General features: G+C 54.3%; 13 protein-coding genes. 8 read left to right on the top strand and 5 right to left on the bottom strand.

Annotation, left to right across the window (positions count from 1 at the left end; genetic code table 11):
• The first annotated feature begins 258 nt into the window (after positions 1-258).
• Positions 259-1,530 carry a hypothetical protein gene (locus NB063_RS13000; RefSeq protein ID WP_250929164.1) on the top strand — a complete coding sequence of 424 codons (1,272 nt, stop codon included), beginning with the start codon at positions 259-261 and terminating at the stop codon, positions 1,528-1,530.
• On the opposite strand, the gene NB063_RS12995 is transcribed toward NB063_RS13000, so the two are convergent.
• The 3 genes from NB063_RS12995 to NB063_RS12985 all read right to left on the bottom strand — a co-directional run bounded on the left by NB063_RS12995 (position 1,502) and on the right by NB063_RS12985 (position 5,103).
• A complete protein-coding gene (locus NB063_RS12995) occupies positions 1,502-2,539 on the bottom strand; it encodes a sugar phosphate isomerase/epimerase family protein (protein ID WP_250929163.1) in 1,038 nt (345 codons plus the stop codon). The two genes, NB063_RS13000 and NB063_RS12995, sit on opposite strands and share 29 nt — an antisense overlap.
• A gap of 4 nt (positions 2,540-2,543) precedes the next feature.
• Positions 2,544-3,872, bottom strand: coding sequence for a 3-keto-disaccharide hydrolase (locus tag NB063_RS12990; protein WP_250929162.1), 1,329 nt, complete (start codon positions 3,870-3,872; stop codon positions 2,544-2,546).
• 106 nt (positions 3,873-3,978) lie between these two features.
• Positions 3,979-5,103 carry a sulfotransferase family protein gene (locus NB063_RS12985; protein ID WP_250929161.1) on the bottom strand — a complete coding sequence of 375 codons (1,125 nt, stop codon included), beginning with the start codon at positions 5,101-5,103 and terminating at the stop codon, positions 3,979-3,981.
• 268 nt (positions 5,104-5,371) lie between these two features.
• Between NB063_RS12985 and NB063_RS12980 the strand changes: the two genes are divergently transcribed.
• From NB063_RS12980 to NB063_RS12970, 3 genes are all read left to right on the top strand, one after another.
• Positions 5,372-5,692: a MazG nucleotide pyrophosphohydrolase domain-containing protein gene (locus tag NB063_RS12980; RefSeq protein ID WP_250929160.1), complete on the top strand. Its 321-nt coding sequence runs from the start codon at positions 5,372-5,374 to the stop codon at positions 5,690-5,692.
• Positions 5,689-8,046: a hypothetical protein gene (locus NB063_RS12975; RefSeq protein WP_250929159.1), complete on the top strand. Its 2,358-nt coding sequence runs from the start codon at positions 5,689-5,691 to the stop codon at positions 8,044-8,046. The genes NB063_RS12980 and NB063_RS12975 overlap by 4 nt, the downstream gene beginning before the upstream one ends.
• Positions 8,047-8,152: 106 nt before the next feature.
• Positions 8,153-9,091, top strand: coding sequence for an ABC transporter ATP-binding protein (locus NB063_RS12970; protein ID WP_250929158.1), 939 nt, complete (start codon positions 8,153-8,155; stop codon positions 9,089-9,091).
• 49 nt (positions 9,092-9,140) lie between these two features.
• Here NB063_RS12970 and NB063_RS12965 read toward each other — a convergent pair whose 3' ends face one another.
• A complete protein-coding gene (locus tag NB063_RS12965) occupies positions 9,141-10,928 on the bottom strand; it encodes a hypothetical protein (protein ID WP_250929157.1) in 1,788 nt (595 codons plus the stop codon).
• A 534-nt stretch (positions 10,929-11,462) separates the two neighbouring features.
• Positions 11,463-13,118 carry a hypothetical protein gene (locus NB063_RS12960; RefSeq protein ID WP_250929156.1) on the bottom strand — a complete coding sequence of 552 codons (1,656 nt, stop codon included), beginning with the start codon at positions 13,116-13,118 and terminating at the stop codon, positions 11,463-11,465.
• Positions 13,119-13,795: 677 nt separating this feature from the next.
• On the opposite strand from NB063_RS12960, the gene NB063_RS12955 reads away from it, so the two are divergent.
• From NB063_RS12955 to NB063_RS12940, 4 genes are all read left to right on the top strand, one after another.
• Positions 13,796-14,668 (top strand): ABC transporter permease, encoded by an 873-nt coding sequence (locus NB063_RS12955; protein WP_250929155.1) that lies wholly within the window; start codon positions 13,796-13,798, stop codon positions 14,666-14,668.
• A gap of 147 nt (positions 14,669-14,815) precedes the next feature.
• Complete coding sequence (locus tag NB063_RS12950) at positions 14,816-16,087, top strand: ABC transporter ATP-binding protein (RefSeq protein ID WP_250929154.1); 1,272 nt, start codon at positions 14,816-14,818, stop codon at positions 16,085-16,087.
• 87 nt (positions 16,088-16,174) lie between these two features.
• Positions 16,175-17,077, top strand: a complete 903-nt coding sequence (locus NB063_RS12945; RefSeq protein ID WP_250929153.1) for a class I SAM-dependent methyltransferase — start codon at positions 16,175-16,177, stop codon at positions 17,075-17,077.
• Entirely contained in the window at positions 17,065-18,144 is a 1,080-nt protein-coding gene (locus tag NB063_RS12940; RefSeq protein WP_250929152.1) for a glycosyltransferase family 4 protein, read from the top strand. The genes NB063_RS12945 and NB063_RS12940 overlap by 13 nt, the downstream gene beginning before the upstream one ends.
• Positions 18,145-18,172: the final 28 nt, after the last annotated feature.

Genomic DNA, 18,172 nt, shown 5'->3' with positions numbered 1-18,172 from the left:
AGTCAACGCGTCTGGACGGGAAAACAATATTCGGCGGACGCGGCGATCGTATCAAAGTTCCAGCCAATGCAGGAGGCGGACTCCCACGGATTGCCCGCTCGTCTCGATTCCCAATGGGCATTTCGCTCAATGGCCGTTTCGTGGGGAGCGTATAATGGCGGAAGACGTTCTCCCGGTCTCGATGTGGTTGCTGTATCGATGCAGCAGGCAACATCGATGGTGTGAATCGGCTGATCGAATTCGTCCCCGAGGTAATCCATGTCCGTCGATCCTCTGCAAGCACGAGCTCTGCCCCTGCGTGTCGCGATGGTGGAGGTACGCGACGTGACGATCGCGAAATCACCGCCCGGGCCCGTCCAGTGCAGTTTGCGAATTAAAAAACTCAGTTCCCAATCAATCGAAACCGATCGCGACGTCGAACCGGATTCGTGCGGCGGCACGTTGCTCGTCGCCAGCGGCGAAACCGAGGTCGCGGCAATCGTTGCTGTCATCTCGCAGATTTGTCGCAAACCGTTGCATGTGATTTCGCAACAGATCGAAAACGTGAATGACGCATGGCAGTGTGTGATTGCCGTTTCTGGTGAACCGGTTGAGGGATCTGACTCGCCTCGGGGAGGTTCCGGACGGGCGACGGCGGAGCGGGCCGAGGTCGCGTGGACGCTCGCTATTATTCGCGCCGCCAACCATGCCGGCTTGCTCAAATCGGACTATCGAGCGAACAACCAGAAAACGCTGCGGCAGTGGTCACGTGAAGCCGTTCAGGAAATCACCGACGCGTTCGCCCGTTACCAGACGCCGGTTGATTCCGATCCTGCGTTAACTCTCGATGCCGAAGGCATCGTGTTGGATTGTCTCAATCGGGTTGCCTCAGCGGCCGTGATCACGGCAACGAATCATCCTCGTCCCGAATCGATTTTGAGCCTATTCGATACCAGTGCATGGCTGTTCGACGAGCACGGCCGCTCACGTGATTCTTACACTGATACCGACCTGTGGTTGGCGTGGTATCCCGGCGTGGATGACGATCAGCGGACCGTCGATGAAGTGATCCGTTCGATGCCCGCGGCGCCCGCGACCGCAATCCCTTGGATCGTCCGGTTGTTCGAAAATCCCACCAGTCCGATCCGATTTCGGGGCGCCATCGATTTGCACGATCATGATGTGCTGCATGTGCTGTTGGGACGCGGCTTGCAAGACCAGGACGAAGCCTTCGTGCTCGGGTTCGCGATGGGAACGGCGAAAAAAATCAGTCGGATCCAGTACCATGTGTTCAAGTTTTTAATGGCACACGTTTATCCGGAACCCTATCGCATTCCAGGATTTCTACAGTCTGCGTTTGATCTCGGCGTCGAGTGTGGTCAAAAAACCGGTGCAGTCGATTTGTATAAGAGGCCACTCAAGGAACTCCGCTCGCTGACCATCGAGGAGGCTCGCTGGCGAGCCGAAATCGACATGGATATTGTCCGGTCGCATTACCAGACCGAGCAACAACAGATACCGTTTACGATCGCGAGTTTGCGGTTGCCTTGACGACGGCCTGTTCGATCACGGCTTTTGATTTTGTAAAACCTTCTTGGGTGACTTCGCCGACTGGCCGCTTCCAATATTCGGGGTTGAATAATTCGAGCGAAAAGGTTCCCGCAAATCCGTTGTTCAATAGCATCGTGATCGTATCGACGAGCGGGCAGACTCCGTCGCCTGGGAATACCCGATCTTTATCGGCGATCGTGGCCGGCGGCGGTTGGTCCGGATAGTCGTTGATGTGAAAGAGAGGCATCCGCGACGCTTCGATCATCGCGAGCGATGTCATCGAGTTGCCGCCTTTATAGATGTGATAAAAATCAGGCAATACCGCGGCGCTGGGGTGTGCTGCCGCCGTCGACACATAGGCCAACTCGCCGAGTCGGCTGAGCGTGGGGGAGAAACCCCATAACTCGAGCAGCGGTGTGACACCCACTTCATCCCCGATTTCGAGCAATGCTCGGTAGCGTTCGGCAATCACTTCCAATTCAATCGGTCCCGAGTCCCGCAGGGCGGTTTCGTTGTGGGCGCCGATCGGTGGCGCCGCCATAACTACCCCGCCGAGTTCGCGGACCATCTCCATGTCCCGCCGGGCTTCATCGAGTCCCGCTTGACGTTCCTGGGCATCGTTGACGATCCATTTGGCGAACCCGATCGCGCCGGCGATTCCGATACCGGAATCATCGAGCTGCCTTTTTAGATCCGAGAGTTTTCCACCGCTATCGACAAAGCCGCGAAGGTCTTTGATCCACGGTTCGATCGCGTCGTAACCCGCGTCGGCGGTGACCCGAATTTGTTCGGGAACAGATAATTGATGTCCCCGGATGGTACTCGTGTTGAGCGAAATTTTCGGCATTGATATCGATGCACGAGACGTGGGATCGTTGCTCGATTCGGCAGACGATCTGCCGGCGTGTGTCTCGGCTGCAAAAGCCGATCGGCCGTGATGCATGCCGCTGAGCAAACCGGTGGCAGTGGCGGCGCCGAGAATCTGACGGCGAGAAGGACCTTGCGTCATGGCTTTACTCGGTTTCTTGTACGCTGTCCGCAGGATCGAATAACGGTTTGATCGCGATCTTGCGGTAGGTTGCTTTGGTGGTTTCGTCGTGGCCTTGGATGATCAGCGTTCCGGGATCGAGACGCAGTCCTCGGCGAGGGTTCTCGTCCACTTTCCGATCGTCATAAACGTCGGTCACTTGGAGCCCGTTTACCCATGTGGCGAAGTGCGATCCGTCGGCCGATAGCAGGATCGAGTTCCAGCGTCCAGGTTCACCCGCCACGATGCGAGCGTCTTGCCGTTTGAAAATTCCGCCCGCCCCGCAATCGGCAGGCTGCAACGGATTGTCGTTCACGATTTCGTTGTTGACTTGGCACTCGTATCCCATCATCACGTCGCCGGGAATCGAGCGGAAAAAGATGCCTGAGTTGGATTTGGGATCGTCCATCTTGTAGTCGGCCAGCAGCGTGAAGTCACCGAACGTTTCTTTCGATTCGAGCTGTTGTTTCCCGCCGTCAACGACGAGGTGGTTCTCGTCGTTGATATTAATTTCGCCTGGCATGTCATCGTATCGCGTCCACCGGGTGAGTTCCGTGTCGACCATGTCCTCGAGTTCAAGCGGGCGGACGCGAATGTTGCGAAAACTCACTTTTCCGGAACGGAATTGCAGGCCGATGTATCCGATCCGTGGCGACTTGGCATCGTTGATTTCGCACATCAAGTCATCGTCAATTTTTACTCGCACGGTTTCGTGATCACAAACCATGTTGATGGTGTGCCATTCGTTGGGATCGCCGGTGAACGCTTCGCCCTTCTTTCGCTTGACGATCCCGCCGGTCGGGAACGGATTGTCATCTGGAGCGATGTTGACCTCAATGCAATCGGTCGCGGGATCTTTCGGGTCGATGCTCGTGCGGAGGAAGATGCCCGAGTTAGTGGCGGCTTCGCTTTGAAATTCGAGTTCGAGTTCGTAGTCCGACCATCGTGTGGACGTGGTTAGCAGGCATTCTTTTCCGCGATCGGCGACCAGGGCGCCGTCCTCGATACGCCAGTTCGCTTCGCCCGCGATGATCCATCCAAACATCGTGTGTCCGTCGAACAGCCGAACCCATCCTTGAGTGGTTTGTTCGATCGGTAATCGGGCGGCGAGTAATTGTTCGGCGCTCGCTTCGTACGCTTGCGCCTCAAATACGAACGGCGTCTCGGCTTCGGCTTTCGTTTCCGTGTCGTTTGTGGCGATCGAATCGGAGGGACTGGCGTCCGCTTTGGCGTCTGTTTTGGGCGAGGTCGATTTTGACGAACATCCGACAATGACAATCATCAACGCAATCAAGAGTGCGGGGCGAGAGATCATTTGGGATGAGTGGGTATCGCGAGAGGACATGGCACACATCGAAGGCGGGAATGGGAGTGGGGCTTAAATCGCTGCGAGCGGGCTGCGCGGATATCGTGGGGGCGGTTTAGTAACCGTACCGCTCAAAATAATCGCCCCATCGTTCCCGAAGCCGTTGCTCTTGAGACGAGGATAATTGGTGGGCATTGGTTTGATAGCTTTGGTGTTCCGTTTCAGTCCACGTTTGGATGTCTTCGCGAACCGTTTCGAAATCGGCGAGCCGCAGAGAATCGTAGATTTTTTGCAGCGTTCCGACAGGATCCGCGATCAGATCTTCGTACCGGATATCAATCAGGTGATGCTGGTCGATCTGTTTGCGTTGTTGATGAAACGCTTGATACATTCGTTCGAAACAATCGAGCACGTATTCTTCGATGCCGTCATCCGATGTGTCCGATTTCGGGGCTTGCAGGCCTTGCACTTCGTCGAGGCTTCGCCACAACCGGCAAGTGCTGGGGAACACGGCTCGCGGGTCTCGGGTGATATGAATGAATCTTGCTTGAGGGAACGCGGCCGCGAGGTGTCCGATTCGTCCCGTGTGCGTGGGGCTCTTGATCACGAGCGGACGCGTGGTCGAGGCGCTGACCCGATGCAGAAAAGCCTGCATCGTGGCAATCCAATGCTCGCGTGCCGGTTTGTCCACACCTTCGAAATCGAGGTATTCCATGTCGACCGGGCCGCCTCGTGGGAATGCAATGCGGCGATAAGGTGAGGGCAAACCGAGATTGACGAGCGCAAACTCGTCTTCTTGTGGGCGGTCCCATCCGGTGTCCATGTTGTCCATCGGTCGCTTGCCCGGCAGCAGCCATTTGGCGAACCGGCGAAAGAACCATTCCGTTAGCAAGAAATGTGACGGCGCGAAACACTGGAACGTCGACGGGCTGCTGAACCGTTCGTCGCGAACCATCAATTCGTGCAGCAGCGTCGTGCCGCTCCGCCAGTGTCCGATGATGAAAACGGGGGGGCCGTGTAGTTCGGCCTCGCGAATCCGGCGGCGATAGAGGACGTTTTGCAGGCCCATCAAGAGCGTATTGAAGGGCGTTGCGATCGAAACCGACACGGCCAGCGGCAGCCTCGACGGGCTAATCGCAAACCCGCCGCCACGCAACAAACGCCACCACGCCGACGGTCGCATCCCATGCCAAAACCTTGGGCAATAAAACGGGTAGCGATTCAGTGAAGACTCGGGCATGAATGAGGAAAGTCCAAGGCAAAAGGCCGATTCGGGCGAACAAAAGAGCTCGAGTGAACGTCTGGCGACTGGCCGTTCGCCAGGTGCCGTCTCCCTCCAACGAAATACGACGTTAGACTGTTCTGGCACGCGTTCCGCCGTGAAGGATAAAGCGTGATCCCGCCGAGGCCCATCAGCTGTCAGTGCCGAGGCCGGGATTTTATGCAATTTTCCGACTCAGGTGGGGCCTCAGCCGCTCCGACACATCGTCTTTTTCACCGATTTTATCATGCCCACTCCCGCCAGTGATCTTTCCATTGAAGATCTGCAACAACACATTCGTCGGATGTATTACGACAAAGACGTCGCACGCGGGGTCGACGGTACGTTTATGTGGTTGATGGAGGAGGTCGGGGAGTTAGCCTCGGCTTTGCGTGGCAATGATCGCGAGAATCTCAAAGAAGAGTTTGCCGACGTGATCGCATGGTTGTTCACCATCGCGAACGTCGCCGACGTGAATTTGGCCGAAGCCCTGTCTGCCAAATATGGCCAGGGATGTCCTGGTTGCCACCGCTTCGAGTGCGAATGCAGTTTGGATGAAAAACCATGATTGTTGTGCTTCTCTTCGTTGCAGCGTTCTGTTCGCTGATCGGCACCGCTACCGCTCAAGACGCCCCCGCGTCGATGCCAGCCGTTGATTTTGTCGGCATCAAGGGCCACTACCGTGCGGGACAATGGACTGCCGTTCGTTTTGAAATGGTCCCCGACGCCGTACTCGAAACAACCGATGGGGATGGCGTTCCGGTTTTCTACGAACAGGATTTTCTGAAGGACGCATCGAAGGAAAGCACCACCGCAAGCGGCAAGAATACCGTTTTTGGTTACTGCATCCCCGGCACGGAAGCGGCACCGCTGATCATTCGCAGCGCCTCGAAGGCACCAGCTAACCAAGCTGATGGCGCGGCAGGCGGCGCGGCGTTGAAGACCCGGTTCCCCGAGATCGGTACGCCTGCCGAAGGTCCCGCGATGATCCCGGTAGAGATGCCCTGGATCGTGGTCTTCGGCGATCCGTTGGGGATCGAAAAGATTGGTGCTAACGAGCTGCTCGACCGGGATGCGTCCGTTGCCGTCACGCGCGTGACTGCGGCCGAGAGTGTTCCCGATCATGTGCTTGGGCTCTCCGGCGTCGACATGATCATGATCACAGGTTCCGGCGGGGACGTGTTGGAGCAACTAAGCACCGCCCAAGGTGCGGCGATCGCGGATTGGGTTCGCAGCGGCGGTGAGCTGTTTGTCACCCTGGGCGGGAACGCTCCCAGGACGCTCGATGCGTCGCAGTGGTTGGTCGAATTGTTGCCCCCAGGCGTGGGGTCTTCATCCGTGACCCGAATGGATCCCTCCGGTTTGGAAACGTTTGCCAATAGTCAAACGCGGTTGAGCGCGTTTGATGGTTGGCAATTACCCAAAACGATCGGAGCCGGTGGCGTGACGTTATCGAGTGTCGGCGAAGCATTGATCGCGGGGCGGACATCGCGTCGGATCGGGCTTCCGTTGGCCGTTCGCTACACCGCTGGCATGGGCAGAATCACGATCGTTTCGGCGGACCTCGATTCCGCCCCTTTCATCCAATGGCCCGAGCGTCTTGACTTGGTCACCAAGTTGACGGGTGAGCTGTTGACTCAAGAGCGAGCGGAAGTCGGCAGCAGTTTTCGCTTAGGTGGGTACTCCGACCTGTCGGGCCAAGTCCGCCGGACGTTGGATCGTTTTTCAACGAAGCGAAACGTGAGTTTCTCGATCATCGCATTGATCATTGCCACACTGATTGCCCTGGTGGCACCGCTGGATTACCTATTCGTTCGGCGTTACTTGGGCAATCCGTTGCTCGGTTGGGCGACGTTTCCGGTGGTCGCTGTTGTGCTGTCGGTGGCCCTGGTGATCGCAGCGAATCCGCGGTCACTTTCGAGCACCACCGCCAAATCAGAGGCCGGGGCTTCGACATCGAATCCGACCGGCAAGGACAGTTTGTTGCGAGCCAACGCAATTGAGTTGCTTGATATCGACAGCAACACGCAGTCGGGGCGATTGTTTCGTTGGTCATATTTGTATTCGCATCCCGCGCAAACCGTCAATGTGCAGGCGAGTCCGAGTCCGGCGCTGCGTGCGATTTCCCGTGATGTCGAATATCAGGTGCTCAGCCCTTTCGGTGCCCCCGGTCGCTCCATGGGGGGCATTCAAATCGACGGATGGAGCGATCCACTACGCGTCCCGGTTTCTCGTTTGACTTCAAATTCGCAGGACGCGTCGGATACGGGTGGGGTGCCTTTGACCAGCCGCATCGAGTTTCTCGAATTGGCCCCACGCAGCAGCAAGTCGATCGCCGCCAGGATGCAATTCCAATCCGCGGTCGATGCCTTGCCATTGAATCGGCGGCGCAACTCAGATTCGTTGCAAGGCAGCCTCGTCAATCCGCTCGACGTGGATCTGCTCGATGCGATGTTGATCTACCAAAACATTGTTTATCTGTTGCCGACCCGATTCCCCGCCGAGGCAACGGTCAAAGAGGTCGATCAGCTGCGGCAAAAGAATTTCCGTTGGCAATTGTCGCGGCAGCGGGCACTCGAAAGCTCTTCTCAAACCGAAGCCTGGGACGTGACTCGCAGTGACCAGCCCGAGCGACTCGCCGAAATGTTGATGTTTCACGAAGTCGTCGGTGGGGTCGACTACACCGGTTTGCAAAACGAAATTCTCGGTGATCTGGATCTAACCGACCTGCTGACCAAGGAACAATGTATTTTGGTCGGTCGGTGTGCAGAGCCTTGGTTGACGATGGATGTGAGCGTGACAAGACGCGAAAACTCAGCGCGTACGGAGGGGGCGGCGTCGACGGATTCGTTTATTACCCCTCAAGGTGAATCTCAATCATGGGTTCGCGTCATTCTGCCAGTCAAAGAGGTGCGACGTTGAGCGGTCACGTTGTGCGGATTGATTGCGGTTGTCGCTCGCGGTTTGGATGGTTTGTGATTTTGGTGTCCCCTTTTGTTTCTTCGGCTTCCTTTTTTCTGTAATCGTCGTGATCAAAACCGTTGACTTGACCAAGAAGTATGGCGATGCGTTCGCCATCAAATCGATCGACTTGAACCTCGATGCGGGTGATCTATTTGGGTTCATCGGCCCCAACGGGGCGGGGAAAACGACGACGATGCGGATCATCGCGACGTTGCTGGAACCGAGTTGGGGGGAAGCTTACGTGTGCAACCACAGTGTTCACACGCAACCCAAAGAAATCCGTCGGTTAGTCGGTTACATGCCCGACTTTTTTGGCGTGTACGACGACATGACCGTCGTCGAGTATCTCGAATTCTTTGCCGCCGCGTATCGGATCGGTGGTGCCGACCGGCGCAAACGCGTTAACGAAATGCTCGACATCGTCGATCTCGATTTCAAGCGGGATGCGTTTGCCAATACGCTGTCTCGGGGACAAACACAGCGTCTCGGACTGGCCCGGACTCTGTTGCATGATCCGCAAGTCTTGTTGCTTGACGAACCGTTGTCGGGACTCGACCCGCGTGCACGGATCGAGATGAGAAACCTGCTGCGTCGTCTTGGCGAAATGGGAAAAACCGTCATCGTCAGCAGTCACATTTTGCCCGAGCTTGCCGACGTATGTAACAAAGTGGGTATCATCGACCGTGGCGAGCTGAAGCAGAATGCCAAGGTTACCGAGGTCATCCGCATGGTCCGCGAGCACACCGTGTTGATCATCCAACCGAGTCAACGTGACCAGATGCAAAAGGTCGCCGACCTTTTCAGCGGTCATCCTCTCGTCCAGTCCACGCAACCCGGCGACGACGCCGTTCGAGTGATCCTCAACAGCGACACCGACGACTACAGCGAACTGCCCAAACTCCTCATCGAAAACGGCATCGGCCTCCGCCGTTTCGCCGAAGAAGAGCTCGACCTAGAATCCGCCTTCATGGCCCTCACCCAAGGCACCAGCACCCGGATGTAGCCTTAACGCGGTTTATACGAGGCAAGGACGTCAGTAGATGCTTAGGCCGTCAGTTGGCGGATGCCTTTGCCACAAAGTACCGGTGTTGTGCCCAGTGCGGTTGGATATCTAGCCGCCAACACGCAGCCTTTAGCGGTGGCCGCCTATCGTCGCCGAGGCTTGGGATGGTGCCTAATGGCACGACCATACTTGCGCTGTTCGGAAGGGCTGCGAATCGAACCAGCAGTGGTTCGAGAGACACGTTGCGGATCACTCCACCGACTGAGAGAAATTCTTGTCGATTGCCAGAGGTGATTGCGTCGACGGCTTCTAAGGTTAGTGGAGGACTTTCGTCCTTGACCAGGAGCGAAACCTTCAAAGCGTCGATCTGCTCGTCAACAGGAAGTGGTAGAGCGATCAGTGAGTAGTGCTGATCCTGGAACGCAACGACACCCAAACGTCCTCCTGCCGAAAGTGGCGTCACGGCTTGATCAGAAACTTTTTTCAACAACAGCTGTGAAGCAGTGGTTGGCATGTATCGATTAATCCAGGGGTTGAGTACTGAAGGAACCTTTGAGTTTGTCAAGAAAGTCGCCGAAGAAGGGTAGCCGCTTGAAATGTGCTTTGCGTGCTTTGTGGCAAAGCTCTCACGCCAGCGGAGCGTTTCTTGTGTAGCCATCCGGTACGAGTCGAGCTGTTTGGCAAACACCGGATTTCTAGCTGCCAGATTGCTGAGGGGTTCTGCACAGGCGTTCGAGAGTTTAACCGCACCGGGCCCCGATCTTCTGAGTGCAATGCTGAGGGGGGCAAGCAATCCGCGGTACAGTGTTGGCACTTGGTCGCCGGAGACGTGTTTTGACGCCTCGGCAATGCTGGACGCAATCGTGGTGATCGCGCGATCGTTGAGCGATTGCATTCGTGCAATGATCTCGGCGTCGCCGCTTTGATCTGCGCTAATGCCAAACGCGACGCGAATGGCATTGGCTCTTAGTAATGCCGCGCACGCATTTTCCCATCCACGGATTATTTTCGAAATTGCAGCGACGGCATCTGCGGTTTTGCCGTCCGTCGACCTGAATGTTCCTGATTGCGAAAGCTGCGATACGACGTCAGAGGCAAACGCGTCGAACGCATTTGCAGTTCCTAGGTTCTTGGCTACTGCTTTCTCGGCGATCAATGCATACTCCGTACTCCGAGCCCTTGCGATCTGAGCGTCTCCCTCAGCAAGTAGGTTAAAGAAGAAGTCGAATTTTGGGGCGTCGTTTGGATGGAAAATAGACAGGTCCTGTTTAAGTTGAATTCCCTCTTTTTCCATCATTGACTCAAACGCATCGAGATTACCGGCTGCCAGTGTCTGTGCGGCTCGTTCAGCCAATTTTTGAATTTTGGGCATTGCCCTCTGGAGCTTAATCTCCATTTTGGCTTTGATCTTCTGGCCATCAGGCGTTTGGCCATAACGCCATGCAAAACCGGGATAGTCCTTTCTTTGGTCAGCCAGTCGTTGCTCAATTTCATATCCTGCGGGTTCACCCATTAGTTTCAAGTGAACGGCATCGCGGTGCGCTTTCCATATTTCACCCGTCCCACGCATCAACTCGCCAATTGGTAATTTGGAGTAGTCGCCTCCCGACGCATGTCCTTCTAGCCGAAGTGGCTCGGCAGCATTGAAGAGGGAGTACAGCCTTTCCGCTAAGGCGTTTGCTTGCGGAATCGTTCCGTGTACATCCAAGGCCGCAACTGGTTTGCGGTCCGACGGATTGGCAGTCGCTACCGATCCCAAGCAGAAAACAAAGACCGCAAACGCGGCGAAGAAAATGTGAACGTTGTGTCGTCGGCGCTGGGGGGAATCAGTGCGCATTGAGGAACTCCAAACAAGAAAATGTGGATAACCGGACAACGTCAACATCTGTTCAAAAGGCGTGACTTACTAGTAAGCCGTTAGGTCACGCTCCTCGACCAACCCAACGCCTGAAGGAAAAAACGATGTTGCCTCGCTCATGCGCCGGGAAAGCACCGGTTCGTCGTGGGCGCCGTCCAGCTATTGATTGTAAATTAGTTCAGTAGCTGCCGAGGGCAGGGGCGTTGTGAATCGCGGGGATTTTGCGGCTTCAGGATCTAAGAAGTCGGGCTCATCGGATTGATGACGGGGGATGCGTGTTTGGCCGTGCGAGGGGGTGGCGTCGAGGGTAGTGAGCACGGCGTCTTGCGGGGAGCGTTCGAAAACTATTCTGTGATAGAACGAGCATGTCCGCGCGTTTGTCCTAGACGACCTTCCGGCGTTTACCGCCGTGACGGGCAAAGCCAGCAGCTTTCGGTGGCGTTTTCCGACGGCTATCCGTCGACAAATTGATCGTGAGCCAATCGGTGCGCTGGTATTCGCAAGAAGGGTTCGCTACTCAGCCAAGAAAATGTACCCAGGGTCCATGGTTAGGTACCACTCACGCCACAGTCGTTGAGCGCGGCGGACCTCACCGTAGTCTTGCTTTTCGCCAGGTTCAATTTTCATCCCAAAGCCTTCGAATTTACGGCTGATGAATCGCAGGCCGTCGCGAGCAAAGGTCCGAACGGTGGTATCCTGGTCGTCCAAAGCAAAGATCAAAGAAGGGACGACGCGAATTTCATCGCTTTGCCCCAGCAGGCGAGCGGCCACCCGGCGGGCCTGCCACGACGATGAACCTCGAACCAGCCTTTCGAGCCGATCAAGTTGAGCGCGTCGAGCCTTCGGGTCCGTCGCCAGTTTCATGTTCTCTGGCAACGACTTGTCTTCCAGCGAGTTGGCGTCGTCCCCTTCGAGCATGTCGAGCAGATCCGTCACCGCTTCGGCAACCGGTTCGCCTTTGATCTGCGATCCCTCGACTCGGATTTTTGTAGTGTCGCCCGGAAGTCCTTGTCCTCCCGTCAAGTAGCCTTCGGCAGCCTGCTCAATCGCGTGCTGGGTGCTGCGACTCAAAAACAAGACCGCAAATGAACTTGCCGTGCTCGCGGTGACGAATTGAGACGTGCCCGTCCAACCACCTCCATTCGCTTGCTTTCCCTTTAGAAAATCGACGCCCTCGTCGTACCATTTCGCGGGCGCGTTTTTGGGAAGATTGAATGCGATCTCGCGAAAGCTTTCGTATCTCTCAGTTGTGTAGATACAGTAGTACGGCCACGCGACGTGACCGTCGCCATGCTTCGCTATATATGCGTCGCAGTCTTTGATCGAGGCACGGACCTTATCAACTGGGAATTTTGGTCGTCTGACGGCGAGGTTTTCCATGCCTTCTTCGTACAGGCGAACAGAACGAGGCATCCCTTTGAGAAGTGACGCCTCGGATTCGGCATCCCAAAGTTGCAGAATGTCTGCAGCGATTAACAAAGCGCTTCCGCCCGCATACGCCATTGATAACCCCACCTCGATTGTCTGCCTGATTCTCGCGTCACCGGGCGGGTCAATCCCTTGGTATGGCCAAGCGCCACTGATGTCCTGAACTCGCAGCAGCCACTGCATCGTTTTTGCAATGCCGTCGTAATCGATCACGATTCCGGCATTGTCGAGTGTCCAGAGCGCCAGAATCGCGTACTGGGTTTGAGACACGTCGCCTTTTTGCGTCCCAGCATATCCATAGCCGCCGTTTCGGAATTGAACTCGACGGAAATAGGATTCGAGTGAGTTGAGTTCTTTGCGGTATTTCATTTTGTCCACTTCTGCCAACAGAAGTGTTGCTACCGCAGCGGAGTAAACTGTTTTGCTGTTTGCACCGCCTGGATCTCTCCCAGACATACTGCGGACAAACAGGAGTGATGATTGGATGCCGCGTTGGACAACCGGATTGGCTGGGTCGTGAGTCAGTTTCATCATTGCATAGCCAGCTAATGAATGCTCACCGGTACCACCAGAATGGAATACCCCTACAGGGTAGTGGGTCGCCGTTTTGAGGTCCTTTTCAAGCCGTTTGATTCCCTGGTCGATCATCGATTTCACCACCGGGTCATTCGATGTGTACCCGTAGGCGGAATTCGCGATGAATGATGTGAGCAGCAAGGCGGCAATGGAAATGTGCCCCACGGGAAAAGATCGCAGTTTCCAGCTGTTTTTCAGGCTGGCAGACGGTTTCAAACTCTTTCCCGGGACGCCGCGGTCTAGACCCGTGTTTTTGCTAGTTTGCATGCGAGAGCTGATTGAACATTCGAATCCACGCATCACAATCGGATGGGTTGTTGTCCCTGTCGTAGCCATAAAAAACTCGTGCAATGATGATCGTCGCGGTTAACGTGGGAATACTTCGGGCTCCACTGCCTTATCATACGCTCTGCTGGGCTCATTTGAAGCGATCGGTCCCCCCAAAGAGGTTCTTTTTTCGCTTGCGTACTCGAGTCTCGCTGTTGCGACTTAGCGAAATGGATGAACCGATGCGTCCGTTACTTCGTAGCCGGGCACTGATGTTTTGCGTGTTTCGCGGCAAGGTGCTTGACCGTTTCAGTGCGTCGTTTGCTTGATATGCGTCGGTGATGCCCTGAAAGTTCATGTTTTGGACGTCGTTTCCCTGAATGGACTCGGTTTCGCTAAACTTGGACGGGGCTCGTTTTGAGTCCGTAGTTGGTGTCACCCGAGGAGACGAAGTCCGCGCAGTCTTCTCTTTCCGAGTCGCATGTGCTGCTGTTTCTCGCCACCGATAACTACTTCGCCACGGACAAAACCACATCCAATGTTCTTGCAGATGATATTCAGGTTGATCACGGGCGATGAATAGCATTTGCGCTCCCAGCGATACGGAAGAAGATGAAGCATGGGATCTCGATATCGAGCCCCACGCGTCGCTGTTGTCTCTTCGGCTTGGCGAAGTCTGGCGTTATCGCGATTTGCTATATCTCTTTGTGCGACGAGACATTGTTTCGTTCTACAAGCAAACCATTTTGGGGCCGCTTTGGTTCTTCATTCAGCCGCTGCTGACGACGTCCATCTACGTTCTCGTGTTTGGCCAAATTGCTGGGCTTTCGACCGATGGCTTACCGCAGGTGTTGTTCTACCTCTGCGGCATCGCTTTTTGGAATTACTTTTCGGAGTGTTTCACCAAAACGGCCACCGTGTTTCGTGACAATGCAAGCCTGTTCGGCAAAGTCTACTTTCCGAGAATCATTACCCCGCTTTCGATCGTCCTGTCCAATCTGTTTCGGTTCGCAATTCAGTTTGTCCTCTTCTTGCTCATTGCTGGCTATTACTACTGGCGTGGCGAGGTTCATCTTCAGTTGACCGTTTTGCTGTTTCCTCTGCTCGTTGCGATCATGGCAGTACTCGGTTTAGGGCTTGGTATGTTGTTCTCGGCGATGACGACCAAGTATCGCGACATGGCATTCTTGCTGCAGTTTGGTGTTCAGCTTTTGATGTATGCGAGTCCTGTGATCTACCCCTTTTCGCAAATTCCCGAGAAGCTACAGCCATTGTTTGCATGGAACCCTCTGATCCCGGTATTCGAAGCGGCGCGGCACGGATTTTTGGGATCGGGTAGTGTGAGTCCGATGGGCATTGCGTATTCCGTGCTCTTCTCGATCGGCGTTTTTTTGATCTCGACGCTCATCTTTAATCGGGTGGAGCGAACGTTTATGGACACAGTGTGAGTTGGGACGAGAAGAAACGCCGTTGCGATTGCAGTGAATCTGATAGCCCAGCGTAAGATTAGCAAACGTGCTCCCCTCACCAAGTTCGGGAAGAACCGCAGAATGGCTTGCCACCTCCAACTAACCTAAATCCGTACTGATCAGATTGTGACAGCTGCCATCCGCTTTGAAAACGTTTCCAAACAGTACCGACTCGGTGAAGTCGGAACGGGAACGCTATCGCACGACTTGCATCGGGCGTGGGCGAAGCTTCGTGGCAAGCCTGACCCTTTTGCGTTAGTGGGCTCGGTCAACGACCGTGCGCAAAAAGGCGGCGAATACGTCTGGGCGCTCAAGGATATTTCGTTTGATGTCAAGCAAGGGGAAATACTGGGGGTTATCGGTCGCAACGGTGCCGGTAAAAGCACACTGTTAAAATTGCTATCCCGGGTCACTGCGCCGACCGCTGGGCGGATAAGAGCCAGGGGACGCATCGCAAGTCTGTTGGAAGTTGGGACCGGTTTTCATCCTGAGCTCACTGGACGCGAAAACATTTACCTCAACGGCGCAATTTTGGGTATGCAGCGACCGGAGATAGCGAGGCAGCTTGACGCAATCATTGACTTTAGCGGCTGTGCAAAATACATCGATACCCCGGTTAAACGATACAGCAGCGGGATGATGGTCCGACTTGGGTTTGCGGTAGCCGCTCATCTTGAATGTGAAATCTTAGTTGTCGATGAAGTGCTCGCTGTTGGCGACGCCGAATTTCAGAAGCGTTGCATTGCAAAAATGCAGAGTGTCTCGAGTGGGGCGGGGAAAACCGTGCTGTTTGTGAGTCATAACATGGGAGCGATGGCAAATCTTTGCACCCGCGCCGTAGTCCTCGATCAAGGTGCGCTCGCAATTGTCGAGTCACCGCAGAATGCAATTAGGTTTTACCACGACAGTTCTCCGTTGTATCAATCCCCAAAAGATTTAATCGCCTTGCAGTTAGACAGCGAACTCAAGTTTCGATCTGTTTCCCTCGACTCGTCGGATGGCAGCGTCGACAAAATTGGTTTTCGATCCAAGGTAAATCTCAAGTTCGAGTATTTTTTGGAAGTTGAGATAGTCGGTTTGGAGCTTGCTGTCGCGATATATGGTGTCAATGGGAATCGGGTGTTTACTTCGGAAAGATCCATGTGTTTCGATCATCCCGTTTCAGTTGGTTTGTCCGAAGCGACAGTGTCAATCCCAGCTGAGACGCTTGTTCCGGGCCACTACACTGTCGAACTAGCCGCAAGTGTGCCCAACTCTCGAATTGTGCAGATTTTGAAAGAGGTGTTTCGTTTCGAAATTGTCGATGATGGCTATCATTTCTCCCGCTATAAAGATGTCGACGTGGGTTGTGTCTATGTTCGATGTGATTGGCATGAACAAGCAGGCCAAGTTTCTTAGCGAGGGAGCCAATTTGTGTTGCTAAGATCGCGGGAGTAGCGACCGCATAGACGTACACTGCAGCTTAACTTTACATGACGATTTCAGATGGATAGCACTCAAACGGTCAAAAGCAAAATAACTGGTGGGCCAGTTAAGCCGATATTCGATGCGAAAGTGCTCGGGAAATATTGTGTGACCTATTGGCAGTGTCTTGAGACAATGTTCATTCAAACTGATGAACCTTATTGGCTCGATGAGGCCTATTCCACTGCAATCACGGATCTCGACCTTGGGCTGGCGGGTCGCAATGTGAACAAGGCGGAAGCAGCTGAACGGCTAATCGATCGGGCCCTGCCAGACGCCAAAACGTTTCTAGATTTTGGCGGGGGATACGGTCTGTTCACGAGATTAATGCGAGACAAAGGATTTGATTTCCGGCACTACGATATCTACTGCCAGAACATTTTTGCGAAAGGATTTGAGCTGGACGCGTTGGAGCCCGTCGGGTTGTCGAAGTTCGATCTGGTGACTGCGTGGGAAGTGTTTGAGCATGCACCCAATCCCCGGGAATTAATTCGCCAACTTCTCTCTGTGTCGGGCACCATTCTCTTTTCCACTGAACTTGTTCCGGAGCAACCCTTGAACGCTGAGAGTGACTGGTGGTATTTTACGCCTGAAACAGGCCAGCACGTCAGTTTCTATAGCCGGAAAGCACTGCACTCGTTGGCGGAGGAGTTCAATCTCTTCCTTTACTCTGATAACACAGCGAATCACATCCTGTCAGCTAGAAAGCTGGAAATAGATCCGTTTCCAGCTGAGCGGTCGTCATCTAGCTTGTTTCGCTTGTTAGCTGAACCAGTTTGGCGTCGCGGGAAGCGTATGCGGACTCAGTCAAACCGCCGCGAAAGTCTTCTACCTGCTGATTTTGCAAATGCAGTTGAGCAGTTGAAAAATACGAAGGCACAACAGCCCGATCGTCCAGGCGGAAGTTCGGCATGTCAAAAATAACTGTCCTTGTAGACGGCGTTGCATTTGAGAATCCTCACCAGAATGGGGTTTGGAGAGTCTTCTATGAAGTCATGCGCCGCAATTCTCAAGACGTGAATTACGTCGTACTTCTGGAAAACGATGCGGTCAAAGAACTTCCTCCAAACGTGGAAGTAAGGCGCAGCTTTCATCGGCAAAATTCGAATTCGCGAAAGTTTGTTTTGCGACGCATTGCCCGAGGCAGATCAATTCGACACCTCGAAAAAGCTTACGCCGGTGCGATCTGGCATTCGACGTTTTATACACCTGATCCACGTAGGAATTCAAAATCCGTAGTAACGGCGCACGATTGCACGTCAGAAAAATACTTCTATTTCGATCCATCTCTTTGTGAGCAAACTTCAGAGAAAGTGAAGTGTTTTGTTCAGGCCAAGCATGTGTTGGCGGTCTCCGAGTCTACAAAGAAGGACGTCTGTCTGTTTTATCCTTGGCTGTTGGGGCGCGTAACAGTCGCAACTCTTGGGTCGGAGCACCTTGGGCCGGCTGTGGAACGCTCTGTAGAAGAAGCTGAGTCATTCTGTTTGTTCGTCGGGAATCGCGGGATGTACAAAAACTTCCTGATGCTGCTCGAAGCGATGTTGCACACGGCATGGCCGGGGAACCTTCCTTTGAAGGTTGTTGGGTCACCATTTAGTGATGATGAGTTGAATCTGCTTCGTTTCAAGCAACTTGAGTCACGTGTAGAGAATTTGGGACGCGTCGATGACTCCACGCTGAGAAATCTTTATTCTCGCGCCGCTTGTTTTGTGTTTCCAAGTCTTTCCGAAGGTTTCGGTTTACCTGTTGTAGAGAGTCAGAACTGCGGAACGGTTCCGGTGCTAAGTGACCTGCCTGTCTTTCGAGAGGTGGCCGGAGACAGCGCAATCTATTTTGATCCATGCTCATCGGGATCAATTGCGACGGCTGTTTCAAAGGCATTGTCAAGTGACTTGTCGTTGAAGATTCGAGAGAATGCTGTGAAGAATGCCCGTGAGCTTACATGGGATAGAACGGCAGAGTTAACGCTTCGCTGCTATCAAGATCTCTAACGCCCTAACAGCCTGTTGATTTTCAACA

Source organism: Aporhodopirellula aestuarii, assembly GCF_023701485.1.
Lineage (GTDB): Bacteria > Planctomycetota > Planctomycetia > Pirellulales > Pirellulaceae > Rhodopirellula > Rhodopirellula aestuarii.
The sequence above is the reverse complement of the archived record's forward strand: the minus strand, read 5'-3'. Positions and strand labels throughout refer to the sequence as shown.

Coding starts and splice junctions, on each gene's coding strand:
- NB063_RS12945 (WP_250929153.1), top strand. CDS start 16,175: ATGGATAGCACTCAAACGGTCAAAAGCAAAATAACTGGTGGGCCAGTT.
- NB063_RS12975 (WP_250929159.1), top strand. CDS start 5,689: ATGATTGTTGTGCTTCTCTTCGTTGCAGCGTTCTGTTCGCTGATCGGC.
- NB063_RS12995 (WP_250929163.1), bottom strand. CDS start 2,539: ATGACGCAAGGTCCTTCTCGCCGTCAGATTCTCGGCGCCGCCACTGCC.
- NB063_RS12940 (WP_250929152.1), top strand. CDS start 17,065: ATGTCAAAAATAACTGTCCTTGTAGACGGCGTTGCATTTGAGAATCCT.
- NB063_RS13000 (WP_250929164.1), top strand. CDS start 259: ATGTCCGTCGATCCTCTGCAAGCACGAGCTCTGCCCCTGCGTGTCGCG.
- NB063_RS12990 (WP_250929162.1), bottom strand. CDS start 3,872: ATGATCTCTCGCCCCGCACTCTTGATTGCGTTGATGATTGTCATTGTC.
- NB063_RS12955 (WP_250929155.1), top strand. CDS start 13,796: ATGAATAGCATTTGCGCTCCCAGCGATACGGAAGAAGATGAAGCATGG.
- NB063_RS12985 (WP_250929161.1), bottom strand. CDS start 5,103: ATGCCCGAGTCTTCACTGAATCGCTACCCGTTTTATTGCCCAAGGTTT.
- NB063_RS12980 (WP_250929160.1), top strand. CDS start 5,372: ATGCCCACTCCCGCCAGTGATCTTTCCATTGAAGATCTGCAACAACAC.
- NB063_RS12965 (WP_250929157.1), bottom strand. CDS start 10,928: ATGCGCACTGATTCCCCCCAGCGCCGACGACACAACGTTCACATTTTC.